A 16,663-nucleotide genomic window follows, 5' to 3' on the forward strand; every position below is an offset into this window, starting at 1 on the left:
CTCTCTTCACTCAATACATGTACTCAGTGAATAGTGACAGATGTGCGACCACCCCACAACGGTCCGCAACGGACCGCGGGCGCACGGCGGGCTGCGGGGGGCTGCGGGGGTGGGTGGTGCCGGTTCAGTCGGTGACGGCGTAGGCCTGCAACGAGTACAGCGAGTAGCCGTACTTCGTGCCGCGCTCCAGCCCCTGCACGCGGAGGAAGCGCGTGTCGGAGGGGGCGTCCAGCCGTACGGACTCGGTGCCGCCGCGGCCGTCGGAGATCACCGCCGCGGTGTGCCAGCTCTGCCCGTCGGCCGAGGTCAGGATCGTGTAGCGGGAGGCGTACGCGTCCTGCCAGCGCAGCACCACGCGGCCGATCCTGGCGGCCCGCGGGAGCTCGGCCTGCACCCAGGCGTCATCGCGCACGGGGGAGGACCAGCGGGTCCCGGGGTCACCGTCGGTCAGCGCCGAGGCCGGGAAGTCGGCGGTCTCGTCACCGGAGGAGGTGGCCGCGGCGCCCGCGGCGAGGTCGGGGCCGCCGGTGCGCGGATAGGCGTGCACCGTGACGGTCTGCCGCACGGTGCGGCCCTCGGCGCGGAACGCCAGCGGCACCTCGTACAGGCCGGGCACAGCGTCCGCGGGCAGGGACAACCGCACCGGCACCACGACCTTGCCGCCGCGCGGCAGTTCCACCTCGCCGGGCGTGACGGCCACGACGCCCTCCGGGGCCTCGGCGGTCAGCGACACCCTGGCGGCGGCGGGCGAGGCGTCGGTCAGCTCCGCGGTGACGGTCGCGGGGGCGCCGCCGAGTTCCAGGTCGGTCTCCGTGCGGTCCAGGGTCATCCGGGCCGCGGGCCGGTCCGCGTACCAAGGGACGATCTCGTGGACGACCGGCGGGTGTGCCCCCGCCGACGGGGTGACCCGCACCGCGTCCGCCCGCAGGCCCTGCGCCGGCAGTTCGGTCCAGCCGCCGCCCAGCGAACCGAGCCGGTGCCAGCCCTGGCCGGGCACCCGCACCTCGACCGAACCGGCGGCACCCGGCCCGGTGTCGGTGAGCACGGTCAGCGCCTCCAGCGGGCGGGCCGAGCCGTACTCCAGGGTCAGCCCCCCGGCGGGCACGCGGACGGTGGTCGTGGCGTCGCCGTCGGAGGCCGCCAGGGACGCGGGGTCGGCGGCGAGGACGCCGGAGGTGCCGTCGTCCTCCGTGCCGACGGTGAACTCCCGCACCGTCACGGCGTTCTCCTGCGCTGCGGTCGCGCGCAGCCGCACGTACCGCGCCCGGGTGCCCTCGGGCAGCCGCACGGTCACGGTCCGGTCGTCGTGCACCGTGGCGGCGGTCCGCCAGCCGCCCTCGTCGCCCGCGGAGTACTCCAGCACCGCCTCGCGCAGGTAGTCGTCCCGCTCGGGGCCGGGCTGCGCGGCACCCATGGCGACGCGCACGCTGCGGATCGTGCGGGTGCCGCCCAGGTCGACCCCGAAGGCGTCGTCCTGCTGCGGCGGGGCGTCGCTGGCCCAGGCGGTGCCGTCCTTGCCGTCGGTCATCAGCGACGGCTCGGTGGACCGGGCCGAGCCCAGGGTGGCGGTGGCCTTGCGGCCCGCGGTGCGCACGCCGGTCCACGCGTCCGCCGTGGCCAGCGTCCTCGCCAGGAACGGGTCGAGCACCCCGTGCCCCACGGTCGCCGGGCTGTCCGCTATCCGCCGGCGGGTCCGCTCCAGTGCCAGCCGGTCCCGCCACGCGCCGGTGCCGTCACCCGCGCGCAGCGCCACCAGCATGTCGACGGCGTGCTCGCCAGCCGAACCGTAGCGGGCCAGCTGGCTCAGCCACGGCCGCACCTCGCCGCCGAAGGAGCCGTCCGCCAGTCCGTCCAGGCGTTCCGGGGCGCCGCGCATCGTGGTGAACGCCCCGCGCAGCCGGCCGGCCGCCTTCTCCAGCCGCTCCCGGCCGCCGTTCGCGTAGGCGTCCAGGAACTCCGCGATGAGCGGCCGCAGATACGCCGACTCGCCCTCGTCCAGCGCCGAGGAGGCCTCGTTGCCCGCCAGGGCGCGCAGTGCGTCGCGGGCTCCGGGATCGCGGCCCGCCAGGTCGTCGACGGCCGCGCGCCAGGAGGCCGCACGGTCGTACCCGCGCGGGTTCCACGCGTAGTCGGCCACCGTGAACAGCGCGATCCGGGAGGCGGCGGGCTGGCGCATCGCCGTCGCCAGCAGTCCCGCGGACGCCGTCGCGACCGCGGGCTCACGTCCGGTGTAGGGGCCGAGGAAGATCCGGTCCTCGGCGAAGTCGTTGACCGGGTAGTCGTCCATCGTCAGCAGCGGATGCTGCAACGCCGCCCGCGCGTCGGCGACCTGCCGCCCGGTGATCTCCCCCGGGACGACGCCGACGCCCGTCCACGCCACCTCGACGCCCCGGTCGAGCACCCGGGCCAGCTCGCCCCGGAAGTCGGTGACGCCGTCCTGGTAGTACTCCGTCGGCAGGAGCGACAGCGGTACGGCGGCCCCGTGGCGCTCCGCCAGGTGGGCGGCGAGCGCGTTGGCCACGTCGGCCTGTGCCCGGGCCGCCGCCTCGGGGCCGTCGCCGTACGCGTCCGCGTCGGCGTCGCAGTGCCACTCGCTGTAGCTCACGTCCTGGAACTGCAGCTGGAAGCCGCGCACGCCCAGCGCCCACATCGCGTCGGCCTTGCGCAGCAGAGCCCTGCGGTCCTCCTGCGAGGAGAAGCACAGCGCCTGGCCCGGCGACACCGCCCACGCCAGCGTCACGTGGTTGGCCCGGGCCCGCTCGGCCAGCGCGCGGAACTCCGCGCGGCGCGCGGCGGGGTAGGGCTCGCGCCACCGCTCCTGGCGGTAGGGGTCGTCGCCGGGGGCGTACAGGTAGCGGTTCTGCTTGGTGCGGCCGAGGAAGTCCAGCTGGGCGAGCCGCTGCCGCGGGGTCCACGGCTCGCCGTAGAAGCTCTCGGTGACGCCGCGCGTCGCCGCCGCGGGCCAGTCGCGGACGACGACGCCCGGCAGACCGCGTGCGGTGGTCAACTGGCGCAGCGTCTGCGCCGCGTGGAACAGCCCGTCCTCGCCCGCCCCGTCCATCGCCACGACGGCGCGGCCGCCGGTGCGTCCCACGGCGAGCCGGTAGCCGCCCGAGGGCAGGTCCCCGGTGGGCGCGGCGCCCAGGGCGCGCAGCGCGGCGTCGGCCCGCGCGCCGCCGGTGTAGACCACCAGCCCCCGCGGCTCCGCCGCCCCCTCGTGGAGCGTGGTCACGCCCGCGCCGCGCAGGATCGCGCGGAGGGCGTCCAGGGCGTAGGGGTCCGCCCCGGGCCCGGCGACCAGGGTCGCCGTGTCCGGTACGGCGACGGTGCCGCCGCGACCGCGCAGCGACTGCGGCTTGGGGTGGACGGCGGGCGCGGCGTCCGCCGTCACGGTGCCGTCCGTGGTGCCGGGCGCCGCCGTCGGGGTGGCGGGCGGAGCGGCCAGGGCGGCCGGCGTGGTCCCGAGCACCCCGCCGACGACGGCGGCGACGAGCGCTGCCGTGTGGGTTGCGGCGGTTCTCCTGCCCGGGGTCATGGTCCGACAGCCCATCACCCGCACGGAGGGCGTGTCAACGCAGCGACGCGCCCCTTCCGGCCCGTGCACGCGGGCCGTACCGCCGGTAGCCGGGGGCGCCCGGCGACACGACCGGCCGGTCGAGGGAAAACCCCCGGCCGTCCCACCCCTCCCGCGTGCGAGGATGGCCGAAAACCCGACGAAGGAGACGGACACGTGCCCGGCACCAACCTCACCCGTGAGGAGGCGCGGCAGCGAGCGCGCCTGCTCACCGTGGACGCGTACGACATCGAGCTCGACCTGAGCGGGGCCCAGGAGGGCGGCACCTTCCGGTCGGTGACCACGGTGCGCTTCGACTCCGCCGAGGCGGGTGCCTCGACCTTCATCGACCTGGTCGCCCCCACGGTCCACGAGGTGGTGCTCAACGGCACCGCGCTGGACCCGGCCGAGGTCTTCGCGGACAGCCGCATCGCCCTGCCGTCGCTGCAGGCCGGCGCCAACGAGCTGCGGGTCGTCGCGGACGCGGCGTACACCAACACCGGCGAGGGCCTGCACCGCTTCGTCGACCCGGTCGACAAGCAGGCGTACCTCTACACCCAGTTCGAGGTGCCGGACGCCCGCCGGGTCTTCGCCAACTTCGAGCAGCCCGACCTCAAGGCGAGCTTCACCTTCACCGTGAAGGCCCCGGCCGGCTGGACGGTCATCTCGAACTCCCCGACCCCCGAGCCGGTCGACAACATCTGGAGCTTCGCGGCCACCCCGCGCATCTCCACGTACATCACCGCGCTGATCGCCGGCCCCTACCACGCCGTGCACAGCACCTGGGAGGGCGAGGGCGGCCGCAGCGTGCCGCTGGGCCTGTACTGCCGTCCCTCGCTGACGGAGTTCCTCGACGCCGACGCCATCTTCGAGGTCACCCGGCAGGGCTTCGACTGGTTCGAGGAGAAGTTCGACTTCCCCTACCCCTTCGCCAAGTACGACCAGCTCTTCGTACCGGAGTTCAACGCCGGCGCGATGGAGAACGCGGGCGCGGTCACCATCCGCGACCAGTACGTCTTCCGCTCCAAGGTGACCGACGCGGCCTACGAGGTGCGCGCCGAGACGATCCTCCACGAGCTGGCCCACATGTGGTTCGGCGACCTGGTCACCATGGAGTGGTGGAACGACCTGTGGCTGAACGAGTCGTTCGCCACCTACACCTCCATCGCCTGCCTGGCCTACGCGCCCGGCAGCCGGTGGCCGCACTCGTGGACCACCTTCGCCAACTCCATGAAGACCTGGGCGTACCGGCAGGACCAGCTGCCGTCCACCCACCCGATCATGGCGGAGATCAACGACCTGCAGGACGTCCAGGTCAACTTCGACGGCATCACCTACGCCAAGGGCGCCTCCGTCCTGAAGCAGCTGGTGGCCTACGTCGGCATGGACGAGTTCTTCACCGGCGTGCAGGCGTACTTCAAGCGCCACGCCTGGAAGAACACCCGTCTGGCCGACCTGCTGTCCGCCCTGGAGGAGACCTCCGGCCGCGACCTGAAGACCTGGTCGAAAAAGTGGCTGGAGACCGCGGGCATCAACATCCTCCGCCCGGAGATCGAGACCGCCGCCGACGGCACCATCACCTCCTTCGCCGTGCGCCAGGAGGCCCCGGCGCTGCCGGCCGGGGCCAAGGGCGAGTCGATCCTGCGGCCGCACCGCATCGCGATCGGCGCCTACGAGCTCCAGGACGGCAAGCTGGTCCGCGTCCAGCGCGTCGAGCTCGACGTCGACGGGGAGCTGACCGCGGTGCCGGAGTTCGTCGGCGTCACGCGCCCGGCGGTCGTGCTGCTCAACGACGACGACCTGTCGTACGCCAAGGTGCGGCTCGACGAGGTCTCGCTGGACACCGTCCGCGAGCACCTCGGCGACTTCACCGAGTCGCTGCCGCGCGCCCTGGTGTGGGCCTCCGCGTGGGACATGACCCGCGACGGCGAACTCGCCACCCGTGACTACCTGGAGCTGGTGCTCTCCGGCATCGGCAAGGAGTCCGACATCGGCGTCGTGCAGTCCCTGCACCGCCAGGTGAAGACGGCGCTGGAGCTGTACGCCGCGCCCGAGTGGCGCGAGACCGGCCTCGCCCGCTGGACCGAGGCGACGCTGGAGCACCTGCGCGCGGCCGCCCCCGGCAGCGACCACCAGCTCGCCTGGGCCCGTGCGTTCACCGCGACGGCCCGCACCAAGGACCAGCTGGACCTGATCGCCGGCCTGCTCGGCGGCACGGAGACGATCGAGGGCCTGGCCGTCGACACCGAGCTGCGCTGGTCCCTCCTGGAGCGGCTGGCCGCCACGGGCCGCGCCGACGAGGAGGCCATCGCCGCCGAGCTCGGCCGGGACGCCACGGCGGCCGGTGAGCGGCACGCGGCGACCGCGCGCGCCGCGCGGCCGACGGCGGAGGCGAAGGCCGGGGCGTGGGCCTCGGTCGTCGAGGCGGAGACGCTCACCAACGCCGTGCAGGAGGCGGTCATCGCCGGCTTCTACGAGCCGGACCAGCGCGAGCTGCTGGCGCCGTACACGCAGCGGTACTTCGAGGCGGTCTCGGACGTCTTCGCGTCCCGGAGCCACGAGATGGCCCAGCAGATCATCGTCGGGCTCTACCCGGCGCTCCAGGTCTCCCAGGACACCCTGGACGCCACCGACGCCTGGCTGGCGGCGGCCGATCCGGCGCCGGCGCTGCGCCGCATGGTGACGGAGTGCCGTGCCGGGGTCGAGCGCGCGCTGAAGGCCCAGGCCGCGGACGCGGCGGCCGGCTGACCGGTGCACAGCCCTGTGAGGGCCCCCGCGGCGCACCGCCGCGGGGGCCCTCGGGTCTTCCGGGGGTCCTCCGCGCTCTGGCACGGGGAGAGCGTGGGGCGCCGCGGGGGCCGCTGCCTCGCGACGTCCCGAGGGGCGCTGGGCCGTTCGGGGAGTCTTACGTGCCGCCGCCGGGCCGGTCGCCGGCGATGCGGATGCCTGACGACGGGGGCGCGACGGGGCGGCCGGACGGGCCGGAACGCTCCCGCGGGCGGTGCGACCGGCACGAGGTGCCGGGGAACACCCGAAGCCGGGCCGCGGTGTTCCGCGGCCCGGTCAGCGAGGTGGGAAGGGGATCAGCCCTGGGCCTTGCGGGACTTGTCGGTCGCGACGACCAGACCCGCGATGACGAGGAACAGGACGATCGGCAGGGCGACGTACAGGCCCAGCGTCTGGAGCACGCTCAGACCGGAACCCGGGTCGTCGCCGTCGTCGCGGGTGTTCGCGAACGCGGGGGACGACATCAGCAGCATCAGCGCCGTACCGGCCGTGACGGCACCGGCGCGCAGGGCGTTCTTGTTGAGCTTGTCCACGCTCTCAAAGTAGCGAACGCTCCGGCGGCCCGCGCGTCCGGGGTGGTGTTACGGCCCGTCGGGCGCCGCCATCGCGGTCCGCACCTCGTGCGCCAGCGCGTGCAGCCGGGGCGAGGCGGTCAGCTGCTCCAGGGTGAGCGGCCGGCCCTCGGCGTCCGCCACCGGCAGCCGCCAGTTGGGGTACTGGTCCCAGGTGCCCGGCAGGTTCTGCGGACGGCGGTCGCCGACCCCGTCCGGCAGCCAGACGCCGACCATGCGGGCCGGTGTCCGTGCCAGGAAGCGGTGGACGGCCTTGACGACCGCCTCCTCGTCGCGGGTGCCCTCCGGCAGCATCCCCAGCCGGCCGAGCAGCGCCAGCCACTCCGCGACCTCCACGGCGTCCTCGGCCTGCTCCACCTCCAGCGGCCGGGTCAGCAGGCCCAGCCGGTGCCGCAGCCCGACGTGCTCCCCGGTCAGCCGGGCCGCCGTCGTCGGCAGGTCGTGGGTGGTCACCGTCGCCAGCGCGTCCGCCCGCCAGACCGCGGGCGGCAGCGGACGGGCGTGTGCGGAGCCGTGCGCCCCCTCCCAGTCGCGCTCGAACCAGAGCACCGACGTGCCGAGGATGCCCCGGTCGGCCAGTTCCTCGCGGACGCCCGGCTCGACCGTGCCGAGGTCCTCCCCTATGACGACGGCACCGGCGCGCTGCGCCTCCAGCGCGAGGACGCCGAGCATCGCCTCGGCGTCGTAACGGACGTACGCGCCCCGCGTCGGCGGCTCGCCCTCGGGCACCCACCACAGGCGGAAGAGCCCCATCACATGGTCGATGCGCAGGCCCCCCGCGTGCCGCAGCACGTTGCGCAGCAGGTCGCGGTAGGGCGCGTACCCCGTGGCGGCCAGGGCGTCCGGGCGCCACGGCGGCAGGCCCCAGTCCTGGCCGTGGGCGTTGAAGGCGTCCGGCGGCGCGCCGACCGACATCCCGTGGGCGAGGGCGTCCTGCAGCGCCCAGGCGTCGGAACCGGAGGGGTGCACGCCGACCGCGAGGTCGTGGACGATGCCGACCGCCATGCCGGCGTCCCGCGCCGAGCGCTGGGCCGCGGCCAACTGGGAGTCCGTCAGCCAGGCCAGCCAGCAGTGGAAGTCGACCTGGTCCAGCCGTTCGCCGCGGAGCCGCGCGACCTGCCCCGAGCGCGGATCGCGCAGCCCCGCCGGCCAGCCGCGCCACTGCGGGCCGTGCAGCTCGGCCAGCATCGACCAGGTGGCGTGGTCGTCCAGTGCCTGCCCCTGTTCCGCGAGGAAGTCGCAGTACGCGGCCCGCCGTCCCGGCGACAGCGGCACCTTGCGGACCAGCGCGAGCGCCTCGCGCTTCAGCTCCCACACCGCGTCACGGTCGATCAGGGCGTCTTTGAGCAGTACCGAGTCGCGCAGCACGGCCGCCTTGCGCAGCAGGTCCGCGGCCCGCTCGCGGTCGTCGGGGTCGAGGTAGGCGTACTCCGGGATCTCCTCCACCCGCAGGTACACCGGATCGGGGAAGCGCCGAGAGGACGGACGGTACGGCGACGGGTCCGTGGGATGCCCCGGCACGGCCACGTGCAACGGGTTGACCTGCAGGAAGCCCGCGTGCAGCGCCCGGCCCGTCCAGGCCGCGAGGTCCGCGAGGTCGCCGAGGTCGCCCATGCCCCAGGACCGCGAGGACAGCACGGAGTACAGCTGCGCCATGAAGCCCAGGACCCGCTCCGGAGGCCCGGGCAGCCGTTCCGGCGCCACGACGAGCTGCGCCTGCGCCGTGCGCCCGTCGGGGGCCTGCGCGCGCAGCACGTGCCGCCCCACGGGCAGCGGCGTGCCGCCGTCCCAGGTCGTCTCGCCGCCGTCCTCCGTCGTCAGCCGCAGCGCGGTGCCCTCGGGCAGCCGGTGCCGGAGCGGACGTCCCGTCCGCATCACGACGCTGCGGGGGAGCAGCCGCCGCCCCGTACGGTGATCGTGCTCCGCCAGCGCGTTCCGCACCGCCGCCGGGGTCGAGGCGTCGACGCCCAGCGCGGCCAGCACCGCCACGACCGTCCCGTCCGGCACGCGCACGTCGCGGTCCGGCGACGGACGGTAGGTGACGTCCACGCCGTGCAGCGCGGCGAGTCTGTCCCGGTCGGCGGCTTCGGTCATGGGATGCCCTCCTGGGGCGTCATCGCGGGGGCGCTTTCTCCGGACGCCTCAGCCATACCCACTGCGTGGCCGCGCAGTCGCATTCCGTGCACGCGCTCCCACCCAGGAGTGGCGGCACGTCGTGATCCCGGGTTGTGCCGCGAAGCGGCCGGGGGACCCCCATCCCGGGACGGTTGGTGCGGGTCTGCGCTCTGTTCGTCGGTGGGCCGGGGGCGGGGTCTTCGGGGATGCATTCAGTACCGCATATTCATGTGCATGGCGGGCGGTCCGAATAGGTACCGCTCTGCCGCACCACAAGTACACGGCAGCGTTCAGAACGCCCACCCTCCCCCAGCCGTCGGCCGGGGGTGCCCCCACCTCCCCCACCCCCTCCGCCGGTCCCGCGACCAACGGCCGGTGGGGGGCCCCCTCACCCCCACCGGCCGTCATGCGCCCATACGACGGGACGGGGTGTGGCGGGGTGCTCCCCCTGGCCGAAGGCTGGGGGAGTGCGCCGGCGCGGCCCCGACTCAGGCACACGGTGCGAGGCCCGCACTGACCGACCGGGGCACCGGGAGGTCGGGCGGGAAACCCGCCCGCCGCAGGCGCAACGGACCCGCACACGAACAACCGGCCCGCACCCGAACGCACCCCGGGCCGCCGATGCTCAGGCGAACGGCAGGTCGAACGCGCGGGCCGTGCGGGCCCGCCAGGGGGAGGCGGCCTCCAGCTGGGCGGCGAGGGCGAGCAGGGGCCCCTCCTCGCCGTGCCGGGCGCCGAGCATCATGCCGATGGGCAGCCCCGCCGGGGACCATTCCAGCGGCAGCGACACCGCGGGCAGCCCGGCGATGTTCCAGGGCGCGGTGAACGGCGTGAACGCCAGCTGCGCCGCGAAGTCGGCCTCCGGGTCGGCGTCGTCGCGCAGGGCGCCCACCGGGGCGGGGAGCTGCGCCAGCGTCGGGGTGAGCACCGCGTCGTACGGCTCGGCGGCCTCGGCCAGTTTGCGGCCTACGCCCTGCATCACCCCCAGCGTGCGGGCGTAGTCGAGGCCGCCCACGTGCTGCCCCTGGGCACGCAGCCAGCGGGTGAGCGGCAGCAGCTCCCGCTCCCGTTCCGGTGACACGGGCGTCAGCGCCGCCAGCACGGCCCACACCGGGGTGAACGCGTCGCGGTCGCCCGGGGCGAGCGGCTGCGGCACGTCCACGACCTCGTGCCCGAGCCCGGCCAGCAGCGCCGAGGTGCGTTCGTACGCCGCCAGCACCTGCGGGTCGACCCGTACGCCCGCGACGTCCGGCACCGCCCAGCGGGCGATCCGCAGCCGGCGCGGCTCCCGCTCGCACCACTGCAGGAACGACCGCTCCGGCGGCGCCAGCCGGAAGGGGTCTCCGGGCGCGGGCACCGCCAGCACGTCGAGCAGGGCGGCGGTGTCGCGGACCGTGCGCGCGATGGGCCCGTTGACGGCCAGTCCGCTTCCGTCGCCCCACGGCGCGGGGCTGACCCGGCCCCGGCTGGGCTTCAGCCCGACGACCCCGCAGCAGCTCGCCGGGATGCGGATCGAGCCGCCCCCGTCGCTGCCGTGCGCCGCCGCCGCGAGCCCGGCGGCCACGGCCGCGGCCGCGCCGCCGCTGCTGCCGCCGGCGCCGCGCGCGAGGTCGTACGGGGTACGGGCGGGCGGGCCCACGGCGCCCTCGGTGTAGGCGGGCAGCCCGAATTCGGGGGTGCTGGTCTTCCCGGTCAGGACGGTCCCCGCGTCCCGCAGCAGACGGACGAGGTGGGCGTCCTGGTCGGCGACCCGGTCGGTGAAGACCGCCGATCCGGAGGTGAAGCGCACCCCGGCGACCGGCGTCAGGTCCTTGACCGGCACCGGCACGCCGAGCAGCGGAGGCAGCCGCCCGCCCTCCTTGAGCACGCGTTCGGCGCGCCGCGCGTCCTCCAGGGCGCGTTCGGGCGTGACGGTCAGGTAGGCCCCGAGGGCGGGGTCGAGCCGCTCGATCCGGTCGAGGTAGTGGGCCGTCAGCTCCACGGGCGACAACGCACCCGCCCGGATGGCCGCGGCCTGCTCCAGCATCGTCAGTTCATGAGGGGCGGACACCCCGCCAGATTAGGGCCTGCCCCGGGACCGGACCTGAGGTGACCGGTGAGGTGAACGTTTTCCGCCGCTGCCGCGTCATAGGGGAAATCGCGGAAGGGGAGGGGCGTGGCGCTGCTGAGACGGAGATCCCGGCCGGGGGAGGGGGAGGACCCCCTCGCGCCGGAGCACCTCGATCGCGTACGGGCCGTCCTGGCGCTCGGCGGGGTGCCGGCGGGGGACCTGCGGGACGGGGTGCAGCAGGTGCGGCTCAAGCTGCTGGAGCACCGGGCGGGCGGCCGCGAGCCGCTGCGGAACCCGGGCGCGTGGGCGGCCGTCGCCGCCTCCAACGTGGCGATGGACTGGCACCGTTCGCGACGCCGTCAGGAGCGCCTCGGCGAACGCCTGGCGGCCCTGACGCCCCGGGACGAGGCCCGGCACGGCGGGGGAGAGGCGCACGTACTGGCCCTGGCGGTCGCCGACGGCCTGCAGGAACTCCCGCCGCAGCAGCGGCAGGTGCTGACGCTGCGCTTCTACGCGGACCTGCCCGTGGCGGAGATCGCCACGGCGCTCGGCGTCCCGGAGGGCACGGTCAAGAGCCGTTTGCACGCCGCCGTCCGCGCGCTGCGCGGCCGGCTGCACACCAGGGAGGTGGTGTGACGATGAGCGGGAACGAGCACAGGGCGGACGCAGCGGATCGGACGGACGCGGCGGACGCGGCGGACGAGGCGCTGTCGGCCGCCCTCGCGGACGTGCGGCCGGAGATGTCCGCCGACAGCGAGGCGTACCGGGCGTACGACGCCGCGCGCGCCGACGTGGCCCTGCTGCGCACGCAAGTGCGGCTGATCGGCGACGCCCTCGCCGCACAGCCCGCACAGCCCGCACAGCGCGCACCGGCCGCGGAGCGCCGCCCCCGCGGGCGCAGGGCGCTCGCGCTGTGCCTGGCCGCGGTCGTGGCGGGCGTGGTGGGGGTCACCGGGGTCGTCCTGGCGAGGAACGCCGCCCTGGGCGGAGACTCGGCGATCAGCGACGCGAAGCCCACTCTGGAGGGCATCGTCGCCTGCGCGAGCGACATCGCCGAGGGCACCGTGCACGAGGTGACGCCTACCGGGCAGCCGGGGGACCTGCGCGTGGTGATGGACGTCGACCGCCGCCTCAAGCCCGCCGTCGGCGACCCACGGCTGACGTTCACGATCCACGTCGACGACGACCACGACGACGTGGCCCCGCCCCCCGAACGCGGCTCGCGGGTCCTGGTGATGGTCTCCGTCCTCCCCGGCGAGCCGGTGGACCTGTACGAGGGCGCCGCGGACATCGCCTCCGCCCGCGCCTGGATGGAGAAGGCACTCACGGCCTCCCGGGGCCTGCCGTGCGAGAGCGACACCGGATGAGAGGAGTGCAGGACATGGGACGCAGGACGGGACCGGCCCTCACCGCGGCGGCGCTGCTCGCGCTCGCCGCGCTCGCCGGCTGCGGGGCCGGCACCGGCGAGACCGACTCCGAGTCGGTCCGCAGCACCGACGCGGAAGTGCTGGCCTGCACCGAACTCGTCGCCGAGGGAACGGTGCTGCGGGTGATGCCCGGGGCGGTACCGGACCGGGTGTCGGTGCGGATGGAGGTGGACCGCTACCTCAAGGGGGAGCGCGCGGACCGCCGGCTGACCTTCCCCGTCGACCGCGACGAGGAGGGGGAGCCCGAGATGGCCGTGGGGAGCCGGCTGCTCGTCAGCGTGATGCTGCGGCCCGCGGGCTACACCTTCGTCCGCCAGGGCGAGGACATCGCCCCTGCGCGGGAGTGGATGGAGCGGGCGCTGCCCCGTTCGCGCACGCTGCGCTGCGGGGAGCAGGAGTACGAGTGGCGGCAGAGCTGAAGGGGCGGGCGCTCCGGGGAGCGCCCGCCCCTTCAGGCGGTGATCAGGCCGTGGCCGCGGGTCAGCCCGCGTTGACCTTGTTGATCAGCACGCTGCCGGTGCCGGCGGCGGTGCCGTCGGCGTTGAGCATCTGCACCTCGCCGAAGAACTGACGTCCCTCGGGAGCCGGGGCCGCGACCAGGACGTTCGCCGCGACGTTCGCGGAGGCGCCGTTGGCCAGCGGCACGGTCGCCGCCTCGTCCACGGACACCGAGCCCAGCGTCGTCGAGTAGAAGACGTCGCGGTAGTCGTACTCGGTGGTGCCGGCCGGGACCGAGTAGCCGTCCACCGTGATGGTGTACGTGCCGGCCGCCGGGTTGGCGATGCTCACGGCCTCCTCCGAGTCGCCGTCCGCGGACTGGCCGACCACCGCGCCGTTGAAGGACACGGTCAGGTCGAGGTCCGCGGAGGTGTCGGAGGTGGCGCCGATGGCGACGTCCAGGCGGGACGCGCCCGCGGGGACGACGACCGTGCTGGTGGCGCTGTCACCGTCGGCGATCGTCTTGCGCGCCGCCGCGGCGGAGCCGAGTGCGCCGCCCTTCAGCTTGCCCTGGACCGGGGCGTAGCCGTTGGTGACCTTCCACGAGACCGGGGCGGCGGTGCCGACCGTGGCCTCCTCGACGGTCTGGACCTCGGGGTCGAAGGAGACGCCGAGCGCGGTCGCGGTCAGGTTGTACGGGTTGTTCAGCACCGGCGAGGTACGGCGCGCCTCGACCTCGATCTCCCACACGCCCGGGATCGGGTTGGCGTAGGAGCGCAGGTCGGGACGGCACCCGTTGGTGGTGGTGTAGTTCGGGTAGCAGAACGTCGTCGTGGTGTTGTCCGCCGGGACGCCCCACGGGGTGATCGCGATGAAGCGCGTCTGGCTGCCGGTGGCCAGGCCGCCCATCTTGACCTCGAGCGTCTTGGCGCCCTCGGGGACGGTCACGAAGTAGGACTTGGTGCCGTTGCGCTGCACCGAGCCCGACGCCTTGACCGCGAACGACGGCTTGGCCTGCGCGGAGGCCACGACCACGGTGTTGAGGATCTGCTGGTCGGTGCCGCGCGTCGAGGGGTCGTCGACCGTCAGGATCGCGCTGTGCAGACCGGTCGAACCGGGCTTGGCCTTGACGCGCACGGTCACCGGCTTGTTCAGCGGCAGCCGTACGTCGTCGTCGTCGGCGAAGCGGAAGGTGCCGTCGTTGTTCACCCAGTCCAGGTCGTGCCGGATGGACCGGTCCGGACCGGTGGTGCGGGTGATGGTGACGTCGTACGTCTTGCTCTGACCGGCCTTCAGGCCGCCCTCGCGGTCGTAGATGCCGGTGCCGTAGCCCGGGGTCGCCAGGAACTGCGACAGGGCCGTGGAGACCGGGGCCTTGACCGTGTAGGTGTGGGCGCCGGCACCGGCCCTGATCAGGCGCCAGGCGTCCTCGATGTCGATCAGGCCGGAGCCCTGGGCGTACGCCGGGACGTCCTTGATCTTGTGCGCCGTGCTGGTCAGCGCGGTGCGCAGGGCCGCCGGGGGCAGCGCGATGCGGGCCTGCTTGGCCGCGGACAGCAGCAGCGCGGAGGCGCCGGCCGCCTGCGGGGAGGCCATCGACGTGCCCTGCAGCATGGCGTAGCCGGGCGGCAGGGTGTAGCCGGCCTCGGCGACCGGGCCACCGGGCTCCCAGGTCGGGATGGTGTTGATGGACGCACCCGGCGCGGAGATGATCGGCGCGAAGCCGCCGTCCTCACGCGGACCGCGCGAGGAGAAGGGCATCATGTCGTACGCCTTGGTCACCTGCGAGCCGTAGTTGGCCGCCCAGGTCTCCTTGGAGATGGTGGCGCCGACGCTCAGGACCTTGTCGGCCAGGCCGGGGTCGCCGATGGTGTTGGCGCCGGGGCCGCTGTTGCCGGCCGAGATGACCAGCTGCACGCCGTACTCGTCGATGAGGCGGGTGTACGTCTGCGCGCGGGCGTTGTTGCCGTCGTTCAGCGCGGGCAGGCCGCCGATGGACATGTTGACGATGTCCACACCGCGGTTGACCACCAGGTCGATCATGCCCTCGGTCAGCGCCACGTTGGTGCAGCCGCCGGACCAGGTGCAGGCGCGCGAGGAGACGATCTTCGCGCCCGGCGCCGCGCCGTTCATCTTGCCGCCGAACAGGCCGTTGGCGGAGGTGATGCCCGCGACGTGCGTGCCGTGCTCGGACTCGATGACGCCGATGTTGACGAAGTCGGCCTTCTTGCCGACCCAGGTGCCGCCGTACGGGTCCGTGGGGACGTCCTTGCGGACCTGCACCACGAAGGGGATCCGCTCGGAGATGGCGGTGGCGGGGTTGTCGGTGCCGAAGTAGCCGATTTGGAAGCCGTCCTTGTACGGCTTCATCTCGGTGTCGTCGGTGAAGTCCCCGTTGTCGTTCAGGTCGAGGCGGACGGTGCCCTTCGCCGGGTCGTACAGCACGCCCCAGTAGTCGGTGGTGTCGCCGTCGCGGTTGAGGTCACCGGCCATGTCGCCACCGGCGGTGGCGGACTCGAAGAAGACCGTGACCTGCTGCGTCGCCTCGGGGGCGGTCCAGGTGCGGCCCTGGTAGGTGACGCGCGGACCGTTGGTCATGCGGCGCCAGGTGGCGTCGCCGTCGGTGATCGGGTCGGTCGCGGTGACCCAGTCGACGATCTTGCGCTCGCCGGTCGTGGTCTTCTGCAGCGCCGGGTGGCCGAGGTCCACGCCCGAGTCGAGGATGCCGATGGTGACGCCGCGGCCGTCGGCCTTGGGGTTGTCCTTGACGAAGTCCACCGCGCCGGTCTCGAAGGCCGGCTGGTAGGGGTTCTTCGCCGGGGTCTTCGCGTCGGGACCCGGGTAGGTGGTGGAGCCGTGGCCGTGGCCCTTCGAGGACCCCTTGCCGCCGTCGGCCGACGGGGACGGGTCGTCGAGGACGATCTCCTGCTTGAGGTCGATCGCCTGCACCGACGAGAGCTTCTGCGCCGCCGCGATCGCCGCGTCCGCCTTGCCCGTCGGGACCGTGGCGCGGACGTAGCCGAGGTTGTCGTAGGTCCGGTCCACCGACGCGCCCTTGAGCGCGCCGAGCTCGTCCGAGACCTGCTCGGTGGAGCCCTTCTTGGTGGCGATCATGAGGGTGACGTTCTTGTCGCCACCGGCCTTGGCCTCGGCGAGCAGTTCGGCGTCGGCCGCTCCGAGCTTGTCGTGCGCGGTCTTCACCGCCGCGTCCGCCGGGTCGCCGGTCGTGTCGGCGAAAGCGGTGGAGGCGGAGATTCCGGTCGTCGTCAGCGCGGCCACCAGGCCCGCCGCGAGCGCGACACGGACCACGCGTCTCTTCCCGCGTATGTGATCGAGAGACATGGGCATCCTGTTCAAGATTTGGGCGCCAGTTGACCGACACATTGCGCCATCCGTGGGGCTGTTGGGGAGTGCCGTAGATGGCGTAAGACCGACATGACGCGAATACGTCAAGAAGCCGGGACCCGTCACGGGGCGCGAAGCATCCCGAACCGGCCCATTGCGTCCGGCCGTCCGATGACCCGGGGCTCGCGACGGCGCGCGGCGCCGGGGTGGTCGGTGAACACCGGATGAGCGTCCGGCCGCCTGGGGACCGGCCGCCGGTGACCGGCGGGAGGACTGCTGATCCATGTCCGCAGATGGGTGCCGGACGTTCCGTCTCCGTTGCACCGCAGGCCATCCCGGGTGCCAACGATCCGGTGAGGAGCGGCACCGCGGTGCC

Annotated in this window: 9 protein-coding genes; 4 read left to right on the forward strand and 5 right to left on the reverse strand. The window is 74.2% G+C overall.

Annotated features, from left to right (window positions below; translation table 11 throughout):
* Window positions 1-124 precede the first annotated feature (124 nt).
* The gene (locus ACFV3E_RS05255) at window positions 125-3,535 is read right to left on the reverse strand and encodes a beta-N-acetylglucosaminidase domain-containing protein (protein WP_500533462.1); all 3,411 of its coding nucleotides are present in this window, start codon (window positions 3,533-3,535) and stop codon (window positions 125-127) included.
* Between the two features lie 195 nt (window positions 3,536-3,730).
* Between ACFV3E_RS05255 and pepN the strand changes: the two genes are divergently transcribed.
* Window positions 3,731-6,301 carry an aminopeptidase N gene (gene pepN / locus ACFV3E_RS05260; RefSeq protein WP_500533463.1) on the forward strand — a complete coding sequence of 857 codons (2,571 nt, stop codon included), beginning with the start codon at window positions 3,731-3,733 and terminating at the stop codon, window positions 6,299-6,301.
* A gap of 335 nt (window positions 6,302-6,636) precedes the next feature.
* On the opposite strand, the gene ACFV3E_RS05265 is transcribed toward pepN, so the two are convergent.
* From ACFV3E_RS05265 to ACFV3E_RS05275, 3 genes are all read right to left on the reverse strand, one after another.
* A complete protein-coding gene (locus tag ACFV3E_RS05265) occupies window positions 6,637-6,873 on the reverse strand; it encodes a hypothetical protein (protein WP_500533705.1) in 237 nt (78 codons plus the stop codon).
* Window positions 6,874-6,921: 48 nt separating this feature from the next.
* Entirely contained in the window at window positions 6,922-9,006 is a 2,085-nt protein-coding gene (gene malQ / locus ACFV3E_RS05270) for a 4-alpha-glucanotransferase (protein ID WP_500533464.1), read from the reverse strand.
* A gap of 646 nt (window positions 9,007-9,652) precedes the next feature.
* Complete coding sequence (locus ACFV3E_RS05275; protein WP_500533465.1) at window positions 9,653-11,077, reverse strand: amidase; 1,425 nt, start codon at window positions 11,075-11,077, stop codon at window positions 9,653-9,655.
* 111 nt (window positions 11,078-11,188) lie between these two features.
* Here ACFV3E_RS05275 and ACFV3E_RS05280 point away from each other — a divergent pair, with 111 nt between their 5' ends.
* The 3 genes from ACFV3E_RS05280 to ACFV3E_RS05290 are packed head-to-tail and all read left to right on the forward strand — an operon-like array spanning window position 11,189 to window position 12,923.
* Window positions 11,189-11,713: a sigma-70 family RNA polymerase sigma factor gene (locus ACFV3E_RS05280; protein WP_500533695.1), complete on the forward strand. Its 525-nt coding sequence runs from the start codon at window positions 11,189-11,191 to the stop codon at window positions 11,711-11,713.
* A gap of 2 nt (window positions 11,714-11,715) precedes the next feature.
* A complete protein-coding gene (locus ACFV3E_RS05285) occupies window positions 11,716-12,444 on the forward strand; it encodes a hypothetical protein (protein ID WP_500533466.1) in 729 nt (242 codons plus the stop codon).
* 14 nt (window positions 12,445-12,458) lie between these two features.
* Entirely contained in the window at window positions 12,459-12,923 is a 465-nt protein-coding gene (locus ACFV3E_RS05290; protein WP_500533467.1) for a hypothetical protein, read from the forward strand.
* A gap of 61 nt (window positions 12,924-12,984) precedes the next feature.
* Here ACFV3E_RS05290 and ACFV3E_RS05295 read toward each other — a convergent pair whose 3' ends face one another.
* A complete protein-coding gene (locus tag ACFV3E_RS05295) occupies window positions 12,985-16,290 on the reverse strand; it encodes a S8 family serine peptidase (protein WP_500533468.1) in 3,306 nt (1,101 codons plus the stop codon).
* Between the last annotated feature and the right edge of the window lie 373 nt (window positions 16,291-16,663).

This window comes from Streptomyces sp. NPDC059718 (assembly GCF_042733315.1).
Taxonomy (GTDB): domain Bacteria; phylum Actinomycetota; class Actinomycetes; order Streptomycetales; family Streptomycetaceae; genus Actinacidiphila.